The sequence below is a fragment of the Paenibacillus sp. FSL K6-3182 genome (assembly GCF_037976325.1).
In the GTDB taxonomy this organism is placed as follows: domain Bacteria; phylum Bacillota; class Bacilli; order Paenibacillales; family Paenibacillaceae; genus Pristimantibacillus.
Map to the genome: position 1 here is coordinate 4,988,218 of NZ_CP150265.1, position 17,637 is coordinate 5,005,854.

Genomic DNA, 17,637 nt, shown 5'->3' on the forward strand with positions numbered 1-17,637 from the left:
CTATCCTCTATTATAGAAACAGGCAATAACAACCGAAACGATCTGAGGAGGATTTACAAATGAGAAACTATAAGAAAAAAGCAGCAGCCCTTTTGGTTGCAGCAGCACTAGGAGCATCCACCATTCCGTATGCTGTTATGAACGTATCCGCAGCACCAGCAGTCATTACAAAAGTTTCTGCATCCTCACCATTATCCAATAAAGATATAGAAGCAGCTGTTAAGGAGCTCGTAAAGCTTGGTGTTATGCAAGGTTATCCCGACCAATCCATGGGCAGCCTAAACCCAATTAATCGTGCCGAACTTGCCAAAATGATCGTAAAAACTTTCCTTCTCGAAGACTCTGCTCCAAATGCAGTAACCTTAACGGATGTGAGTCCGAATGCTTGGTATGAAGATTATGCTGCAACGGTTGTAGCGCTTGGCATCATGCAAGCTGAGAACGGTCAATTTGGGCCTCGAGCTGTGGTCTCAGATGAAGAGCTGATTCAAGCTGTATCCAAAGCATTAAAGCGTGATCTCAAGTCCGTGAATGCATGGGCCAGTCCGTTCAGCTCTACGAATAATAACTTAACCCGCGGCGAAGCTGCTTATTTGTTGCAAACCGCTCACAAGGCTATTCCATCAGACCAAGCTAAAATTACAAACGTCCAAACGCTAAATGCCATTACACTCATCGTGACTTTCGATAAACCGCTTACGACAACGGATGAAGAATTCACGAAGGCAAAAACAGATTTTGCTTTTAACGATGGGCTTACTTTAACCAATATGCCGCGTCTAAAAACCGGTTCCATCGCAACCTATATCGTTCCTACTTCCGTTCAGCAAGCAGGCACAACCTATAATCTCACTTATAAAGGTCAAAATGCCGCTTCTTTTACTGGAAATGCAACGAAAGTAAATATGACAACAGCAAGCCAAGTAACAAATGATACGTTTGAGGTAGAAGCGCTGCAAGCAAACGGAGTAACTGACTATGGCTATATCATCTCAGCCTATAGCGGCGGTCGAGGTGCGAATGCATTCATCCTCGATGAGAACAACCAAGCAGGCGGCAAGACATTCCAAATCATTTCTTCAATGCAAGCTCGCCAAGTGACGATTACACCTGAAGGCGGTCAACCGATCATTGCGAAATATGTACCATTCACACAATCAACAGATGGAAAGCAGGAGCCAAAATTCCGCCTTCCCGAAGGGCAAGCATTGAAGCCGGGCGTGACTTATATGGTAACATCAGATTGGGCTGCTATCGCGAACGCTTCCTTTGTAGCAAAAGAAATACCAACCTTGCAGTTAACAGGTGCTGAAGCTGCTAGTGAAACTTCGATTCTCTTGACTCTAACACAAGACCCGGGAGATGAACTATTCTCTGGCCGCAGTGTCGAGTTAACGGCGCCAACTGGCGAGAAGATCGTTGCTTCCTATAAATATTCCAGCCGTAAAGGCGCAGTTGGCGTATTTGATTTGGCGAAAGACACGAAATTAACGCCAGGAACAACGTACACAGTAAAACCGATAGGCTCGTGGGCAACCGCTCAAGATGTTACAATGTCCTTAAAATAAATTAATTTCTGAGAAAGGATGGGTGTGTGATGTTGCGATTAATTATAATCATGCTGGCTCTTGTCATTTCGGGCTGTCAGGAAAATAATGATCAGGAATTAACAAATGATGAGCAGCATGCAGCCCAATCGGTGAACAACGAAATGGACAAGTTGAATAAAGCTTTGTTAGCAGCAGCAAAACAAGGAGATCGAGCGTCAATAACTAAGCTGCTAGCCGAAGGTGCCGACATCAACGCGACTGACGATCAAGGCAGAACCTCTGCAATGATTGCCGTGCATACGAACCAGCTCGATGTGTTTAACCTCTTCATAGAAAAAGGAGCAAATATCAATATTCAAGACAATCGCTCTGACAACCCGCTCCTTTATTCCGGCGCAGAGGGGCTGATGGACTTCGTTCAAGCATCGATAGCTGCCGGCGCAGATACAACCATCACCAATCGCTTTGGCGGTACCGCACTCATTCCAGCTGCTGATCGTGGACATGTTGAGATTGTAAGGGAGCTGCTAACCACATCCGACGTCAATATCGATCATGTGAATCAGCTTGGATGGACCGCACTTCTTGAGGCTATTATTCTCGGGGATGGCGGAGCAGATCATCAGGCGATTGTGCGATTATTAATCGATCACGGCGCTAATGTAAATATTGCGGATTCAGAAGGCGTAACCCCGCTGAAGCATGCCCAGAACCGGGGTTTTAAAGAAATGATTGAAGCCTTGCAGCAAGCTGGTGCACAGAAATAGCGGAACGATAATTTATACAAGAACAACCCACGTGGAGTGGGTTGTTCTTTTGTATATTTATTTCAACGCTTTAATACTAAATGAAGTATCGGAAATGGTCGTCCTGAACTGTCTAGTTCAGAGCGTCCTTGCTGCACAAAACCATATCGTTTGTAGAAGGTGAATGCTCCTTCGTTTTGCTCATTGACATCGACTTGGAGACTGCTGCCTTTTAATGCTTCGGCATGTTTTATTAATCGACTGCCTATACCCCTTCCGTGGTTATCGGGGTGTACGAAAAGCATCTCGATCTTTGTTCCATCAAGCCCAATGAACCCTGTCAGTACTTTGTTTTCATTTACCTCTACCCAAATCTCAACTTCCTTTAACGCACCGTTTTGAAGCATCTGATGATAGAATGCAATATCCTCATCTGTCAAAAATGTGTGCGTATGTCGCACAGCCTGAAACCAAATATCCACTAATTTATCGTGATCGTTTTCTTGATAGGGAACAATTTTGTTTATCATAACTCATCCTCCGTATTCATTCACTCATTTGTCAGAGAGTTGTTTTAACCAGGAATAACTAATACTAACCTGCGAGAATCCAAGTGATTTATATAAACCTACATCCGATGCGACATAAACATTTTCAGCACCTAAAAGCCTGCATCTCCGCATTCCTTCCGTAAGTGCAATGCTTGCTAGTCCCATACGCCGGTAATCCGGATCTACACAAACAGGTTCAATATAGGCTGTACGACTAAGATGATCATACCAGAACCCTGCATAAGCAACAAAATTCCCTTCTTCATTTTCAATTACGATATTTATAGAAGGATCATATCCAGGTGCACTCTGCATATAGCATGAATTCCATAAATCTTTGGGATCCGGTTCTCCAACATGATCAAAACCGCGCCATAAAACGCGCAGCCTGCGTCCATCGTCTTCTTTTTTTCGAATATTTCTTACAAGAAGTCCTTCAGGCAGCTTCAGATCAGGGAGCTCGTCTACGATTGACCTGCCGGAGTAAACCTCATAGAGGGCAACATCCCGTATATATCCTCTTTCTTCTAATAAAGCTTTCAATGCTTCATTGCTCTCATCCACATGAAACTCTATACTTTTCCGGCCATCTTCTTTTATTTCATATAAATTCGCTTCCGCGTATTCAATCATTTCCGAATACAGAAATGTATAATTCGGGTCTACATCCAAATATACCTCGCCTAGTTCGCTCTCGAAATGAGCAACTGCTACTATTTCTCCATCTTCTTCCCACAGTCCGATTTGTTCGAACACTCCAGCTTGTTTCAGCGGAACGATATTGGGATGAAAAACGATATATTCCCACCGGGCTGGCATAAACACATGACCAACCGACCATTTTCCAAATATATTTTTTAGAAAATCTCTAACCCTGATAAAATCATCTTCTTTATAATGCCTGCACTCTATTCTCATTTGCTTACATTCCTCTCAAACTGCTATTCGGTTGCGCCTTTGACTATCTACAACTATTTAAGCATAGTTACTGCAAATCAGAGATACTAGGGATAAAATAGATATAAACAAATAATCCTGCGCTTAAGATAGCAAATCCCTTTCAATCCTTCATTTTATACAAGTTTACATAACCCTCGTTTTTGCTTTTAAACAGCAAGTAAAATATTTTTAAATTTTTTATGAAATGGTGTCGATATTCCCATCAGCGGTTCGTCGTCTTAATAAAGACATAAGGCTGTTTATTCTAAGGAGGCAATCAAATGTATACCGCAACTTCTAAAGATGGAACCAAAATCGCATATGACAAAATGGGTAAAGGGCAAGCACTCATATTAGTAGCAGGTGCTTTCAGTTACCGAAAATTCCCCGCACAAGTACAGTTAGCACGATTATTGAGCGAGCACTTTACGGTTTTCAACTACGACCGCCGCGGCCGCGGCGATAGCGGCGATACACAGCCATATGACACAACCCATGAAATCGATGACCTTAAGGCGATGATTGAAGAGGCGGGCGGCTCAGCATATGTTTGGGGACTGTCATCTGGAGCAGTTCTCGCTCTACAGGCCGCTTCGAATGGAGCTAATATCACGAAACTGGCTTTGCATGAGCCGCCATTTGTTGTCGATGCAGCAGATCGCAAAGCGCCGAAAGACTTTGCACAACAGGTCAAGAAGCTGATTGCACAAAATCACCGTGCCGATGCCATCAAATATTTTATGACTAAAGGAATGGGAGCCCCCTCCTTCATTGTTACCATGATGCGCATGATGCCAAGCGTTTGGTCTAATCTTATGGCTGTCGCACATACGCTCCCTTACGATGCAGCATTATTGGATGGCTTTATGGATGGAAAACCACTTCCTGCCAAGCTTTGGAGTACGGTTACAATGCCAACACTGGTGATTGAAGGAACCGAAAGTCCAGCTTCACTGCGGCGGGGTGCCCAGGCCACTGCGAAGGCGCTCCCACATGCCCAGCTCGTTAGTAAAAAAGGGCTTGGACATACCAAGAAGCTCGACGCCAAACGAATTTCTGCGGAGCTTATCGCTTTTTTTAAGAACAATCACTAAATATAAATATTAACGAATAGATGTAGATGAGATGTCGATCTAACGATGATTGATTCGTCTAATGAGTAGAAGCTGAATTATCGGACTTACTTCAATCGGTAGAAGCTTCACTAAAAAATAGGAGGAATACACCTATGAGATTTATGATGATTGTAAAGGCTACAACAGATTCAGAGGCTGGGGTTATGCCAAGTTTGGAGCTCATTAATGCTATGCAGAAGTATAACGAGGAGTTGGTAAAAGCCGGTGCCTTGCTTGCTGCAGATGGACTGCTGCCGAGCTCCAGCGGCATTCGGATTTCTTATCCGGAACCCGGCGGCAAGCCGAAGGTGATAGACGGGCCGTTTACGGAAGCCAAAGAATTAATTGCCGGTTACACGTTGATTGAGGTCAAATCCAGAGAGGAAGCTGTTGAATGGGCGCTTCGTTTCCCGGATCCCCATGGATTTGGCCAAGGCGTAATTGAGCTAAGGCAAGTATTCGAGGCAGAAGACTTAATGAACAATCCCGAAACCCTTGCAAAGGAAATGGAGCTTCGTAAACAAGTTGTCGAGCAGAAGAATGCGTTTCTTCACCACGCTATTGTTAAAACCGCTAAGTTTTGAGAAAGGAGATCCTTGTCGATCTCCTTTTTCATTTTTCCAACTAACAATAGCCTGGATTACTTTTGACTCGGCATAACAATTTTTGTCCTTTTTTCGTTCAAGGGTCTACAGGACATACTAATTTCATATAGATAGACAAGTTGGATGCCTGTACTAGTTGAGCGAATTATATTAGAAAGGATGCGATTGTCGTTATATGGAGCATCTGTTGCCTTTAAAAGTAGAGTTTCGTCTCATGTTTGGGATAGCACTATTTTGGACGATCGTCTATATTCTCGTTATTTACAAAGGATTTAAGGATCAAGCCTGTGGAATGCCGCTCGCTTGCATATGTGCAAATATTACTTGGGAATTTCTATTTACCTTTATTATGCCGTTCCACCCGCTTCAGCAACTCGCGACCTTAATTTGGTTCCTGCTTGACTGCATTATTTTACTGCAATCCCTCTACTATTCCAAAGGCACCTATCCAAAACGCGTTATTCACGCATCTGTGTTTGCGCTGCTTGTTATCGCTTTTCTGCTGCATTATGGTATGGCGGTTGAATTCCATGATAAGATGGGCATATATTCGGCTTTTGGCATCAATCTGCTCATGTCGATTCTCTTCATCCGAATGCTGATGATCAAAGATTTGAAGGGACAATCCCTGTCTATCGCTTATTTCAAAATGATAGGTACCTTATTCGCCTCGATCCTCTGCTTCTCGCTCTTTCCGCAATCTCTATTATTGTTTATCATGTATGTTCTGATCCTTGTACTGGACATTGCTTATATCCTACTTGTTTATAGGCTTTCAATTAAAACCGTTCACAAACATACGATCAATAAAACACCGCATATCAATGCTTAATGCCTGCTAGCGAAAGCTTAGAAAGCGTAAACTTTCGCTAGCGGATTTCTATACTGGCTGCTTATTCTGCTGTGTATCCACCATCAACCATCAGACTGGTTCCCGTAATAAAAGATGCATCATCGCTAGCTAGAAATAGAACGGCTTTCGCCACCTCTTCTGGTTTGCCTAATCTGCCTATTGGATGTAATCCTGTTAAATATTTTTTTGCTTCTTCACTCAATTCCGCAATTAATGGAGTATCAATATAACCTGGGCAAACGGCGTTTATACGGATACCTCTAGCAGCATACGCTATCGCTGTAGACTTTGTAAGCAGCTTGACACCGCCTTTTGCAGCTGCGTATGCGGTAACTCTTGCTTTACCTACATGGCTATGGATGGAACCACAGTTAACAATCGCACCGCCATCTCCTTGCAACAGCATTTGCTTGATTGCATATTTGTTGCAAAGAAAAACACCTGATAAGTTAATATCGAGCGTATGCTTCCAATCCTCAAAGCTTAACTGATCTGCAGGTGCATCCTTTGCTATTCCAGCGTTAGCGTACATTATATTAAGCTTGCCATATCGCTTAACGGTCTGTTCTACCATCTGGATAACTTCATTTTCTTGGGTTACATCTGTTTTTATAAAATAGGTATCCAGTCCATTTTCATTGCATTGATTCGAAAATAATAACCCTTGCTCAGAGTAATCTGCTATAACAACCTTTGCGCCCTCTTCCGCGAATAATCGTGCTGTCACAGCTCCGATGCCGCTTGCTCCCCCTGTAACAATTACCACTTTTTGCTCAAATCTCATACCTGTCATTCTCCTTTTCGTTCATTTATCGTTTCAACCTCTTCGATCACACGTACCAATAAAAGCATGCTAAGCAGCTCCAGATTTTTAAATTTTCTTTAAGCATCACCACCCTCTTAAGCTAACGGGAGATTTCTAAAAGTTTATATTTTTAAAACTAACTAGTTATTTATAAATTATTTAAAAGAAATCCGCCTTATCAAACTAAAGGCGGCTCGGCTCCATAACTCCATATATGACTAACTTTTTAACCTGTTCTCTAAAAGCATCCTGTGACATTGTCCACGTTATCTCATCTCTTTTATCATTAAGCCTTTCGAATGTTTGCAAGAACGGAATAACCGCATTCATCATTAAGATTGGAACCATAATCGGCTCCAAATCTTGCCGGATGATACCGTTGTTCTTAGCAGCTAGCGCAATCTCATAAAATGGAGAAACATCATCGGGAGGATTGGATATACTGCCCCATGTTTTCCATCCCTCTGCTGCCTCCCAAGCATATATTTTTAAGTACCGGGGATTGTCAGAAAGAATTTGAAATGAAATATCTATAACCTTTTCAAGTAATTGCTTAAACTTCACAGCATCAGACGTAGCCGTCTCGTCCAACATCAAATTTCCAGCTAAATCCTCCAGCATTTTATTCCCCGATTGTTCCGCTCGTTTCACTACTTCTGTATAAAGCCCAAGCTTATCGTGAAAATACTGATAAATAAGACTTTTATTATATCCTGCTGCGCTTGCAATCGCGTCAATTCGCGCTGCGGAATAACCTTGCTCGGCAAATAATTGCTCGGCTGCATCAAGAATAATCTCTTTGCTTCGTGCAGCATCATAAGTCCTTTTCTTCTGAACAGCCATCTTAATAAACTCCATCCATTTCAAAAGTAACCAACTGGTTAGATTATAAAAACAATCCATTTTAAAGTCAAGCATAATCGCTTTTCCGCCTTAGAACTAAAGACAATCCCCTCCAATATGCAAACTAACTAAGAGTTGCGTTTTAGTTGCTGGGTGAATACCCTATTGCAATGAACTCAAATGGAGGATATCATGATGATTCCGTTTTATCCCTATTATGGCTACGAAACAAAGTGCAAACAGGAACCCCTAACCTTTCCGCCCCAGCATCAAGACAGGCAGCCTGGCCTTGAATACAAAATGAACCCGCTACCGATTTCCGACAATCCCGCATATAAAGGAAGTGGAAAGCTGTCCGGCAAAGTAGCGATCATTACTGGAGGAGACAGCGGAATTGGCCGAGCTGTTGCCATTGGCTTCGCCAAAGAGGGTGCTGATGTCGTTATCGTTTATTTGTACGAACGTCAAGACGCGCTTGCAACTCAGCAAATGGTAGCGCAATACGGTGGTCGCTGCCTGCTAATTGAAGGTGATCTCCGCAGGCCAGAGCTCTCCACAGAAATCATCAGAATAACACTCGAGCATTATGGAAAAATCAATTGCTTGGTGCTTAACCAAGGAGTCCAGTTTCCTCAGACGAGTATTTTGGACATATCGAATGAGCAGCTGGAAGATACTTATCGGACCAATATTTTTCCTCATTTCTATTTGACGAAAGCCGCGCTTGCATATCTTCATCCAGGCAGCACCATCATCAGCACAGCGTCCGTAACTGCATATGCAGGTGCCCCGCTTCTGGTCGATTATTCTTCAACAAAAGGGGCAGTCGTATCTTTTACCCGTTCGTTATCGCTGCAGCTCGTTAATTGCGGGATACGTGTTAATGCAGTTGCACCGGGTCCGATATGGACACCTCTGACCGTCTCCAGCTATCCAGCTGAATATGTGCAAACATTTGGCGCCAATACGCCAATGAAACGTGCAGGGCAGCCATTCGAGCTCGCTCCAACCTACATTTATTTAGCTTCAGACGATTCATCATTCGTTACAGGTCAGGTATTGCATGTCAATGGCGGAATCATGACAGAAACTTAGTCTTCACTGCCTTCTTACCTTTTCACAAAATAAGGGGTTGCTCCTCAAGTAGATTAAGCTACTTGAGAAGCAACCCCTTAGCATTTATGAATGCTTTAAATAATAGGAAGCCGTCATGGGACGTTTCTCACATTTCTTGCGATAGGTTACTGGACTAAGTCCCGTCACCTTCTTGAAAATTCGGCTGAAATGCTCAGGATTAACATACCCTACACTTTCCGCTACATCGTAAATTTTCAACCCGTTCTCTAGTCCTTCTTTCGCTTTTTCAATTCTTAAATTGGTTAAATAGTTGATAAAATTAATACCGATTTCTTTCGCAAACTGTTTGCTAAGATAACTGTCGCTCACACCGACCATGGCGCAAATCGTAGACAAATGCAAATCTTCATTAAAATGATTATCTAATATCGCTTTAGCTTTCGCTACAACAGGGCTCAGCCAAGCAGCTGTTTTGTCGAGCTTAGGATGCAGCTTATCATGCAATGCATCAAGAAATAATTGCAGCCATTCCATGGTCTCATCCCATGTCTCTATACTCCGGACATGCTCAACCGGTTGAGGAAATCTTTCATGCAGCTTATCCCACGACATTCCTCGCTCATGCATCAGCGTGCCCGTTTCCCAGATCAAATCGCTGAGTGCTTTTTTGATAGGCTCAGGCGAGGATGGAAAGTATTCAAGCAGCAGCTTGAATCCGTGCTGAATGGACTGTTTCCATCGCATAGGGTCAGCATCTTTTAGCGCTTGCAGCAGCTCGAGCTTAAATGGCGCCCATGCTTCTTTCCAATTGTCCTTCTCTGCACCCATTGATCGTTCGGCTTCTGGATAAATCAAGTGGTCATATCCTTGATAGTAACTAAGAAGGGAAAGCCGTTCAGCTTGACGGAACAAACGATTCCACTGCATGACTCCATTCGCAGAGTCACTGATGCCGATCGATAAATGAAGATTCAAAAACTGCCGCAGCCTTATTTTCACATCCGTTAAGACGGCTTGGGTCAAACTTCGAATAGCCATCGCACTGCATTGCTCAGGGAAGGTGAAATACAGGATATAGTTCCGTTCATCATGACGACAAACGCGGCATATTCCTTCATTTCTATCCGTGTTCGTCACGGTTCTAATGGTTTGCATAATAATTTGCTTCGTATGCTCGAAGTGAACCACTTGAGATAGTCTAATAAAGGCTACCTTTTGATTTTTCTCGCCCAACTGTTTCCGAACGATATTCAATCCTAATTTCAACTGTTCATCCAGTTCACAATCAGATGAGCTCAATCCATCTGACACGGACAGCTGATGGAGCATGGAACAAACGATTTCGTCTTCATCCAGGGCAGACAATTCAGGTTCCGCAGCCTTGCTCCGCTGTCGCCTATTCAATTCCTCCACTGTCTTATTCAGCACTGGCGCAATATATTGTTCATCCAATTTCGCCTTTAGCATATAATCAAACGCCCCAAGCACAAATGAGTCTCTTACATAGCCATAGTCGCCATATGCACTAAGCATAATAATAAGCGGCGGGCGTTCGAACGACACTTCTCTAAGTGCGGCAAGAAGCTCCACACCATTCATGCGCGGCATCTTTATATCTGCGAAGATGATGTCGATATCCTGACGATCCTTTAGAAGATGCAATGCTTCTTCTCCGTCGCCAGCCTCTCCTACAATTTCAATATCTGTTGAAGTTAAAGCGATATATTCCCGAAGCGCTAATCTGGCTAAAGGCTCGTCATCCACGATAAAAGCTTGGTATTTCGGCATCTTACTCCCCCTCATACATCGATAGGCTTTAATTATGCTGAACATATTGGACCGCTTTGCTCCAGTTTTCATTTATCTTGTTCTGAATGCCTGCTGCTGACTCGCCTGCAAAAATTTCTTGTGCCAGCTTTTTCTCGTCATACTGCGCTGCGTTTTTCACTTGTACAAATTTCTCATCTAACGCGGAATACATAAAAGGTACAAATGGATGCTCTCTATTCTCCTCATTAAAAAAGGGAAGTATGGACTGAACATCCGTTAACGTCGATGAGCTTTGTGAGTTGTTAATAAAAGCCTGATAAACCTCAGGGCTGAATACCCATTCAAGAAATTGTATCGCTTCTTCTTTGTTTTTGGAGTTTTTGTTAATCGCCATATACTGGTCCGGCATCGTTACAGAAAGCAGCGGTTCTTTGGTCGTTTCCCTCCACGGCAGTGCAAAAGCACCTATATCCTCATCATTGCTCACTTTTGCCACATGATCCGAGTAATACCATTGACCGAGTGCGATCATTGCCGCTTCTCCGGACTGAAACAATTGTTTCGCCTGATCAAAGCCAATTTCGAGCGCGTTGGGACCAGCTAATTTATTTTCCGCGATCGTCTTGAGCATATCGGCTGCTTTGCCAAAGGCTGAGCCTTCTCCGAATGGTCTCAATTCGTTTGATATATTAGCCAAATAGTTCTCGTCCTTCGCAAAGATTGGCGGTCCAAATTCAATAAATGGATAGAAGGTCCAATCATCTTTGCCCCCGATAGCAATCGGAATATATTTGCCGTGCAATTTAATTTGATTCAGTATATCCATAAATTGTCCTAAGGTTTGCGGAACACTAACGCCTACCTCTTCAAAAATACTTGGTCGATAATACACATACTCAGAGAAGGATATGAGAGGCAAGCCAAGTGTTTCCCCCTCTATTTCAGCTGGGTATTTATTTCTGCTCGTTGCTTGCAATTGATTAAGAGACAGCAATGAATTTTTATAAATAGGCAAATGACCCGGTTTCAAATAAAATAGGTCAGGCAAATCATTTGCCGTCAGACGCACCTTTAAATATTGGCCGCTATTATCTGGAATCGTCTCTACTTCCACGGTTACATTTGGTTTGAGAGCCGAATATTCCTTCACCTTCTCCGTCCAAAATTCGATATCCGTCTTCGATTCCCATATTCCAAATTTCATTTTTACCGGCTGATTTTGATTGGAGGTTTGTTTCTGTGGTGCATTAACAACCAAAGAATAAATCGTGTCATTGGTATCAGCCTTAAACATTCCAATCCATCCTGCAAGCAAGCCTACCGATATCAAAGTAACGACTAAGACTGAGACAATATTTTTGTTAAATTTCATTTCCACTTCTCCCAGCAAAACCTGAACCCGCAAAGAAATGATTGCGCTTTCAAGTATATGGCATTTATTATACAGCGTTTATGGATAGAAAAGATGACATTTTTAGTTCAAACATGATCATTTATGCTGAAAAATCAGCCATTTCCTCATCCGGTTCATTAATCAAAGGCAATCGAATGCTAACCTTTGTTCCCTGCGGCAGATTAGACTCGTATCGTAATCCATATTGCAAGCCGTAGTGCAGTTGTATCCGTCGATGTACATTTCGATTACCCATTCCGCTAAACGTATAGGAGGCCGTTCTGTCTTCAAGCTGATCAATTACGTCTGACGTTATTCCCATCCCATTGTCTGCGATCGTAATGAGTAAATTTTTATCCTCCTTTACGATTGTGATTGTGATAATTCCAGGGTAATCAATATCCTTCAGACCATGAATGATGCTATTTTCCAATATAGGCTGCAGCAATAGCTTTAACAGATAATGTCCTGTAACCTCAGGATCAATGTTCCATTCCATTTGGATGGGCCTGCCGAAACGTATCTCCATTATGTACAAATAATGCTTCAAATGGTCGACTTCGTCCGCTATCGTAGTTAGAAGCCCTCCGCGGTTAAAAGAGGATGCTAAAAGCTGTGTCAACGAGTGAGTCATGTTGCGGATATTGTCCGCTTTGCTTATAAAAGCCATAAATTTAATTGCGTTTAACGTGTTGATTAGAAAATGCGGATTAATTTGCGACTGCAGCGCGGCAAATTCAGCTTTACGCTTTTCGACCTCCTGCTTCTCACGCTGGCTTATTAACTGGCGAACCTGTTCGGTCATCAGATTAAAAGAATGGCCCAGCCTCACCATCTCCAAGCTGCCTGAGCCTGTAAATTTCGCATTTAAATCTCCACCCGTTACACGAACCATTTGGTGGAGCAGCACACGAATCGGCTTGGTCACATTGGAAACGAAATAGAAGGAAACGAGCACAAACGCTAAAATGATCAAAATAGCGAGAAACCATACAAACGAATTTACATTCCGGTAATTGGCGAGCAAATCTGCGAATGGAATAATTTGAACAATGTACCAATCTGTATTGTCTACTTTTGCATATGTTATTAATTTCTTATTATCCTCTGAGTCATCCACGAAGGACCCTTCTACCCCGCGGCTTATTTCTTTCGACCAATTCTTCACAACGTGGCTTCCTCTATCAATAACTGTATTTGAAGCGATGATTTGACCTTTGCCGCTTACAATATGCAGAACTGATTCAGAATTATCGCGTGACTGCAAAATATGATCGAAAGTTCCGCTTTCAAATGTAAATAGGATCAATTCCATTTTGGACATTCGATTAGTCGTGCTTGGAGAGAGCGCAGCGGCCATCATGTACGGATTGTAATTCCCATAAAGAGCGTTGGGAAGCATGCCTTGAAACCGTATGACATCAGGCTTGCTAATTATGTCACGGTACCAATCTTGCTCGCGTACAGCAGAGTCATCCATCATCATGTTTTTCAAATAAGAATATGATTTTCCGTTATCAAAAAAAAAGTTAACAGAGAGCACACGGCCAGAGACCGATGCGGTGTACTTCTCGATCATTATTTTCAGCTTATTGGCAGCCTTCTGCTTCTCGATGCCGCTCAAACGATTAATATCAAATATGGTAAAAATGACATCCTGATCTACGCCAATCGAAGCAAACAGACCAGACATTCGGTTAATTTCCTGACTCACCGAATATGAAAGCGCTTTCGATATTTGCAGCGAGCGCCCAGTGTTTTGTTCGAGAATATCCCGTTCGTAAATGTTCAATATAACGGAGCATATTAAAAAGACAGGTACGATAACAACAGAAATAAAAAATAGTTTTAATATGGTAGACATGCGCAAGTTTTTTTGCATATTGGCTCCTTGATTAGATGTTAGGCTTACTCCTCGTATATAACCACCTCAAGCTCATCGCTGTCAATATTCATTTTGGCAAAATCAGTTTCCTTTCTATTAATAAAGTAGTGCACCCGCTCGCTGTTTGCTGTAACCGCTTCCTTATCAGCTATAACCAAATATAAATTGAGTACAAAATATGACGGATTCAGTTCAAAAATGGTCATGTACCCGGTTGCATACCCAGCGGTATACTTACCAAAAAAAGGAGGAGTCAACAATGCAAAGAAACAAAATATTTTCGATTTTATTAACAGTAATGATGATCTTTTTAGCCGTCGGGTGCTCAAACTCGAAGAGCAACAACCCGGAGGTTACCGAGTCTCCCGCTCCTGCTGCAACAACCGAGCCCACTTCTGCTGCCGAGCCAAGTCCTGATGCTGCCGGCCTTGAAGGCAAAGTCGTCTTCTGGTCCATGTGGAGCGACACCGAACCGCAAGCAAAAGTGATTAAAGTGGCAGTCGATGAATTTAAAGCTGCTAATCCAAAAGTTACCGTCGATCTGAAGTTTACAGGACGGGATATTAGAAAGCTGATTAAACCAGCACTCGACGGCGGCGAACAAATCGATATATTCGAGGATGATCCTTCCGTTACGATGGCGATCGTTAAGGACCATTTGCTGAAGCTGGATGAATATTTGGCTACACCATCTGTAGGCATGGAAGGAAAATCATTGCAAGATTCACTTATGCCAAGCTTAATGGATTGGACAAAATCTTTATCAGTAACAGCAGGACTTGAAGAAGGCCACTATGCGATTCCGCAGCAGCCGTTCGCTGTACTATTTTTCTACAACAAAGAAGTGTTTGAGAAAGCAGGAATTACGACTCCGCCTAGCTCATGGGAGCAGTTTATGGAATATTGTGAGCTGATTAAAAAATCTGGCGTTGCTCCGATTACATTTGATGATGCATACCGTGATTTGTTCATCGGCGGATACCTCAGCAGCGCAATGGGCAATGAATGGGTCGATGCACTTGTGAATGACAAAACAGGCGAGATGTGGAAGGATCCGATCATCCTTCAATTCGCCAAAGATATGGTCATGATGAAAGAGAAAGGTTACTTCTCTTCTAAGCTTGCAGGCAGTAAATACCCAGCTGCACAGCAGGATCTCGTATTCGGTCAATCCGCAGCTTATCTGAACGGCACTTGGCTTCCGAATGAAGTTTCTGCAACAGCAGGTCCTGATTTCAAATGGGGCTCCTTCCAATTCCCAACTGTGCCTAACGGCAACGGAAAAGGCCAGAATGAGCTGACATTTGGCGCACAAGCTCTTATGCTGAACAAAAACAGCAGCAATAAAGAAGCTGCTATCGAATTGGTTAAATACCTGGTAAGCCAAAAAACACAAGCTGAAATGGTGAAGCAAGCTCAAGCTATTCCCGTTTCTATCGATACAGAATGGCCTGCAGCACTCGCTGAAGCAGAAACAGCAATTAACAACGCTAAGGTCAATGCGCCATGGGGCTACGGAATCAACAACTCCGCTGACTTCTCCAAAGGCGTAATCGTACCCGTATTTATGGAGCTTGCCGCTGGTAAATTAACGGCAGACGCATACGTCAACAAAATGAGTGCAGAAGCCAAAAAGTTTTATGGCACAAAATAACGTTAATTAAATACTTCGATCATTGTGCAGCGATCCTTCGGATTGCTGCACAATGACGTTATAACGGATTATGAATCATATCCGGGAGGGAAATTTACATGCAAATTAAAAAACCGATGATTGCCCTTTTCCTTTTGCCGGCGGTACTCATCTATCTTGCAGTCTTTCTATATCCAACGCTCAGAGCTTTGCTGATGAGTTTCTATTCCTTGCCGTCCATATCCAGCAAAATGTCAGAGTGGTCATTTATCGGATTCGAAAATTACACAGACCTGTTCCGCAACAGCTATTTTATGGACTCTGCATGGAATGTATTGAAAATATGGCTGTTTGGCGGCATCATCACGATTTGCTCCGCCCTCCTTTTTGCTGCTATTTTATCATCCGGTGTCCGCGGCAAAACGTTCTGGCGCTCGCTCGTTTATTTGCCGAATACCGTATCTGCAGTCGTGTTATCCGTTATTTGGATTCATTATATATTTAATTCAAGCTATGGCTTCTTAACGAAGCTGTTCCGTTTCCTTGGACTCGATATGCTTGCCGATATTCAGTGGACGAGCGACAGTTATTTGTTCCTCTCCATGCTGCTGGCGTACTGCTTTGGTTCCATCGGCTACTTTATGCTTATCCTTAACGCCGGAATGGACCGTATACCACGCGATTATTACGAAGCTGCCCTGCTCGAAGGGGCTAACCCATTGCACAAGTTTTTCCGAATCACGCTGCCGCTGCTTCAGGACATATTCCGTATGACGCTCGTTTTATGGACGGTAACAGCCGTGAATTTCTTTGTCTGGTCCGCTACCTTTGGCGGTGCGAGTGAAAGCGTCGCTACGATGACGCCGGGCTACTTTATGTATCTCAAAGTGTTTGGCGACGGCACTTCAGTTTATACGCAGGATGCCTTTAATGTAGGAGCAGGCGCGGCAGTAGGCGTTAGTATTACGATATCAATTCTAATCCTATCCGCCATCATCAATCAGTTCTTCCGTAAAGAACGTCTTGAATATTAAAGATGAGGTGTTAGCATGGTTAATAAAATTCGGTACGTACCGCTCTATTTGTGGCTGCTGTTCACGATTGTATTGTTCGGCTTCGCCATTCTAGCTTCACTGAGCACAACAAGAGGCATTTTTACGAATTCACTATTTGAGAGCGGCATTCATTTCTCCAATTATATCGATTTATTCAAAACCCAGAAGATGGGACGGTACTTTCTGAACAGTGTTATTTATACCGTTTCAGCTTGCGTCGGTGTTCTCGTATTCGCTGCTCCTGCCGCTTATGTTTTGGGCAGAGTAAAATTTCGCGGCAAAAAAATAGTCAATCTGATGTTTTTATCCGCAATTTCCATCCCTGGCCTGCTCATATCCATCCCGCTTTTTTCATTGTTCGTTGAGCTGAAGCTTACGGGTTCCATTATTACGCTCGTATTAATCTATATTTTCACTAATATTCCGTTTAGCGTATTCCTTCTCACCGGATTTTTCGCTTCCATTCCGAAGGAATTGGAAGAATCAGCAGCTGTTGACGGCTGCGGCCCTATCCAGACGTTTATCAAAATTATATTACCTGTTGCCCAGCCTGGCCTAATTACAGTTTCTATTTTCAACTTTATGTCGATATGGAATGAGTATTTGTATGCGCTTATATTTGCTGGTGATCCGAAACATCATACGCTCGCGCTTGCATTGCAATCCATCGTACTCGGCTTTACCAACACAGGAAACTATTCCGGTATTTTTGCAGCATCCATCATCGTATTTTTGCCTACTTTCATTTTGTATTTGTTTATTTCCAAGCGAATTGTTGCAGGCATTACAGTTGGATCAGTAAAAGGATAGAAAGGAG

At 42.9% G+C, this 17,637-nt stretch carries 17 protein-coding genes; 9 read left to right on the forward strand and 8 right to left on the reverse strand.

Going from position 1 to position 17,637, the window contains the following annotated elements; genetic code table 11:
- The first annotated feature begins 59 nt into the window (after positions 1 to 59).
- Both MHH56_RS22170 and MHH56_RS22175 read left to right on the forward strand, forming a co-directional pair.
- Complete coding sequence (locus MHH56_RS22170; RefSeq protein ID WP_339203853.1) at positions 60 to 1,568, forward strand: S-layer homology domain-containing protein; 1,509 nt, start codon at positions 60 to 62, stop codon at positions 1,566 to 1,568.
- Positions 1,569 to 1,597: 29 nt separating this feature from the next.
- Positions 1,598 to 2,317, forward strand: a complete 720-nt coding sequence (locus MHH56_RS22175; RefSeq protein ID WP_339203854.1) for an ankyrin repeat domain-containing protein — start codon at positions 1,598 to 1,600, stop codon at positions 2,315 to 2,317.
- A 62-nt stretch (positions 2,318 to 2,379) separates the two neighbouring features.
- On the opposite strand, the gene MHH56_RS22180 is transcribed toward MHH56_RS22175, so the two are convergent.
- A complete protein-coding gene (locus MHH56_RS22180) occupies positions 2,380 to 2,826 on the reverse strand; it encodes a GNAT family N-acetyltransferase (RefSeq protein WP_339203855.1) in 447 nt (148 codons plus the stop codon).
- Positions 2,827 to 2,850: 24 nt separating this feature from the next.
- The gene (locus tag MHH56_RS22185) at positions 2,851 to 3,765 is read right to left on the reverse strand and encodes a GNAT family N-acetyltransferase (protein ID WP_339203856.1); all 915 of its coding nucleotides are present in this window, start codon (positions 3,763 to 3,765) and stop codon (positions 2,851 to 2,853) included.
- 302 nt (positions 3,766 to 4,067) lie between these two features.
- Here MHH56_RS22185 and MHH56_RS22190 point away from each other — a divergent pair, with 302 nt between their 5' ends.
- From MHH56_RS22190 to MHH56_RS22200, 3 genes are all read left to right on the forward strand, one after another.
- On the forward strand, positions 4,068 to 4,880 hold the full coding sequence (locus tag MHH56_RS22190) for an alpha/beta hydrolase (RefSeq protein ID WP_339203857.1): 813 nt from the start codon (positions 4,068 to 4,070) through the stop codon (positions 4,878 to 4,880).
- A gap of 134 nt (positions 4,881 to 5,014) precedes the next feature.
- Positions 5,015 to 5,485: a YciI family protein gene (locus tag MHH56_RS22195; protein ID WP_339203858.1), complete on the forward strand. Its 471-nt coding sequence runs from the start codon at positions 5,015 to 5,017 to the stop codon at positions 5,483 to 5,485.
- A gap of 196 nt (positions 5,486 to 5,681) precedes the next feature.
- Positions 5,682 to 6,338: a hypothetical protein gene (locus MHH56_RS22200; RefSeq protein ID WP_339203859.1), complete on the forward strand. Its 657-nt coding sequence runs from the start codon at positions 5,682 to 5,684 to the stop codon at positions 6,336 to 6,338.
- Between the two features lie 61 nt (positions 6,339 to 6,399).
- Here MHH56_RS22200 and MHH56_RS22205 read toward each other — a convergent pair whose 3' ends face one another.
- Together MHH56_RS22205 and MHH56_RS22210 are read right to left on the reverse strand one after the other, a co-directional pair.
- Positions 6,400 to 7,143 (reverse strand): SDR family oxidoreductase, encoded by a 744-nt coding sequence (locus tag MHH56_RS22205; RefSeq protein WP_339203860.1) that lies wholly within the window; start codon positions 7,141 to 7,143, stop codon positions 6,400 to 6,402.
- 204 nt (positions 7,144 to 7,347) lie between these two features.
- On the reverse strand, positions 7,348 to 8,082 hold the full coding sequence (locus MHH56_RS22210) for a helix-turn-helix domain-containing protein (protein ID WP_339203861.1): 735 nt from the start codon (positions 8,080 to 8,082) through the stop codon (positions 7,348 to 7,350).
- A 120-nt stretch (positions 8,083 to 8,202) separates the two neighbouring features.
- On the opposite strand from MHH56_RS22210, the gene MHH56_RS22215 reads away from it, so the two are divergent.
- Positions 8,203 to 9,102 (forward strand): SDR family oxidoreductase, encoded by a 900-nt coding sequence (locus MHH56_RS22215; RefSeq protein WP_339209702.1) that lies wholly within the window; start codon positions 8,203 to 8,205, stop codon positions 9,100 to 9,102.
- Positions 9,103 to 9,186: 84 nt separating this feature from the next.
- On the opposite strand, the gene MHH56_RS22220 is transcribed toward MHH56_RS22215, so the two are convergent.
- From MHH56_RS22220 to MHH56_RS22235, 4 genes are all read right to left on the reverse strand, one after another.
- On the reverse strand, positions 9,187 to 10,872 hold the full coding sequence (locus tag MHH56_RS22220; protein WP_339203862.1) for a helix-turn-helix domain-containing protein: 1,686 nt from the start codon (positions 10,870 to 10,872) through the stop codon (positions 9,187 to 9,189).
- Positions 10,873 to 10,900: 28 nt separating this feature from the next.
- Complete coding sequence (locus MHH56_RS22225) at positions 10,901 to 12,226, reverse strand: extracellular solute-binding protein (protein ID WP_339203863.1); 1,326 nt, start codon at positions 12,224 to 12,226, stop codon at positions 10,901 to 10,903.
- Between the two features lie 121 nt (positions 12,227 to 12,347).
- On the reverse strand, positions 12,348 to 14,129 hold the full coding sequence (locus MHH56_RS22230) for a histidine kinase (RefSeq protein ID WP_339203864.1): 1,782 nt from the start codon (positions 14,127 to 14,129) through the stop codon (positions 12,348 to 12,350).
- A 26-nt stretch (positions 14,130 to 14,155) separates the two neighbouring features.
- The gene (locus MHH56_RS22235) at positions 14,156 to 14,338 is read right to left on the reverse strand and encodes a hypothetical protein (protein WP_339203865.1); all 183 of its coding nucleotides are present in this window, start codon (positions 14,336 to 14,338) and stop codon (positions 14,156 to 14,158) included.
- A gap of 53 nt (positions 14,339 to 14,391) precedes the next feature.
- Here MHH56_RS22235 and MHH56_RS22240 point away from each other — a divergent pair, with 53 nt between their 5' ends.
- The 3 genes from MHH56_RS22240 (at position 14,392) to MHH56_RS22250 (ending at position 17,630) form a co-directional block, all read left to right on the forward strand.
- A complete protein-coding gene (locus MHH56_RS22240; RefSeq protein ID WP_339203866.1) occupies positions 14,392 to 15,786 on the forward strand; it encodes an extracellular solute-binding protein in 1,395 nt (464 codons plus the stop codon).
- A 98-nt stretch (positions 15,787 to 15,884) separates the two neighbouring features.
- Positions 15,885 to 16,799: a sugar ABC transporter permease gene (locus MHH56_RS22245; RefSeq protein ID WP_339203867.1), complete on the forward strand. Its 915-nt coding sequence runs from the start codon at positions 15,885 to 15,887 to the stop codon at positions 16,797 to 16,799.
- A 15-nt stretch (positions 16,800 to 16,814) separates the two neighbouring features.
- Positions 16,815 to 17,630, forward strand: a complete 816-nt coding sequence (locus MHH56_RS22250; RefSeq protein WP_339203868.1) for a carbohydrate ABC transporter permease — start codon at positions 16,815 to 16,817, stop codon at positions 17,628 to 17,630.
- Positions 17,631 to 17,637: the final 7 nt, after the last annotated feature.

What these genes read in the sequence shown, in the direction of transcription:
- MHH56_RS22195 (WP_339203858.1), top strand. Translation starts at nt 5,015, where the DNA reads ATGAGATTTATGATGATTGTAAAGGCTACAACAGATTCAGAGGCTGGG.
- MHH56_RS22245 (WP_339203867.1), top strand. Translation starts at nt 15,885, where the DNA reads ATGCAAATTAAAAAACCGATGATTGCCCTTTTCCTTTTGCCGGCGGTA.
- MHH56_RS22235 (WP_339203865.1), bottom strand. Translation starts at nt 14,338, where the DNA reads ATGACCATTTTTGAACTGAATCCGTCATATTTTGTACTCAATTTATAT.
- MHH56_RS22185 (WP_339203856.1), bottom strand. Translation starts at nt 3,765, where the DNA reads ATGAGAATAGAGTGCAGGCATTATAAAGAAGATGATTTTATCAGGGTT.
- MHH56_RS22200 (WP_339203859.1), top strand. Translation starts at nt 5,682, where the DNA reads ATGGAGCATCTGTTGCCTTTAAAAGTAGAGTTTCGTCTCATGTTTGGG.
- MHH56_RS22205 (WP_339203860.1), bottom strand. Translation starts at nt 7,143, where the DNA reads ATGAGATTTGAGCAAAAAGTGGTAATTGTTACAGGGGGAGCAAGCGGC.
- MHH56_RS22175 (WP_339203854.1), top strand. Translation starts at nt 1,598, where the DNA reads ATGTTGCGATTAATTATAATCATGCTGGCTCTTGTCATTTCGGGCTGT.
- MHH56_RS22210 (WP_339203861.1), bottom strand. Translation starts at nt 8,082, where the DNA reads ATGCTTGACTTTAAAATGGATTGTTTTTATAATCTAACCAGTTGGTTA.
- MHH56_RS22190 (WP_339203857.1), top strand. Translation starts at nt 4,068, where the DNA reads ATGTATACCGCAACTTCTAAAGATGGAACCAAAATCGCATATGACAAA.
- MHH56_RS22225 (WP_339203863.1), bottom strand. Translation starts at nt 12,226, where the DNA reads ATGAAATTTAACAAAAATATTGTCTCAGTCTTAGTCGTTACTTTGATA.
- MHH56_RS22240 (WP_339203866.1), top strand. Translation starts at nt 14,392, where the DNA reads ATGCAAAGAAACAAAATATTTTCGATTTTATTAACAGTAATGATGATC.
- MHH56_RS22220 (WP_339203862.1), bottom strand. Translation starts at nt 10,872, where the DNA reads ATGCCGAAATACCAAGCTTTTATCGTGGATGACGAGCCTTTAGCCAGA.
- MHH56_RS22215 (WP_339209702.1), top strand. Translation starts at nt 8,203, where the DNA reads ATGATTCCGTTTTATCCCTATTATGGCTACGAAACAAAGTGCAAACAG.
- MHH56_RS22250 (WP_339203868.1), top strand. Translation starts at nt 16,815, where the DNA reads ATGGTTAATAAAATTCGGTACGTACCGCTCTATTTGTGGCTGCTGTTC.
- MHH56_RS22230 (WP_339203864.1), bottom strand. Translation starts at nt 14,129, where the DNA reads ATGCAAAAAAACTTGCGCATGTCTACCATATTAAAACTATTTTTTATT.
- MHH56_RS22170 (WP_339203853.1), top strand. Translation starts at nt 60, where the DNA reads ATGAGAAACTATAAGAAAAAAGCAGCAGCCCTTTTGGTTGCAGCAGCA.
- MHH56_RS22180 (WP_339203855.1), bottom strand. Translation starts at nt 2,826, where the DNA reads ATGATAAACAAAATTGTTCCCTATCAAGAAAACGATCACGATAAATTA.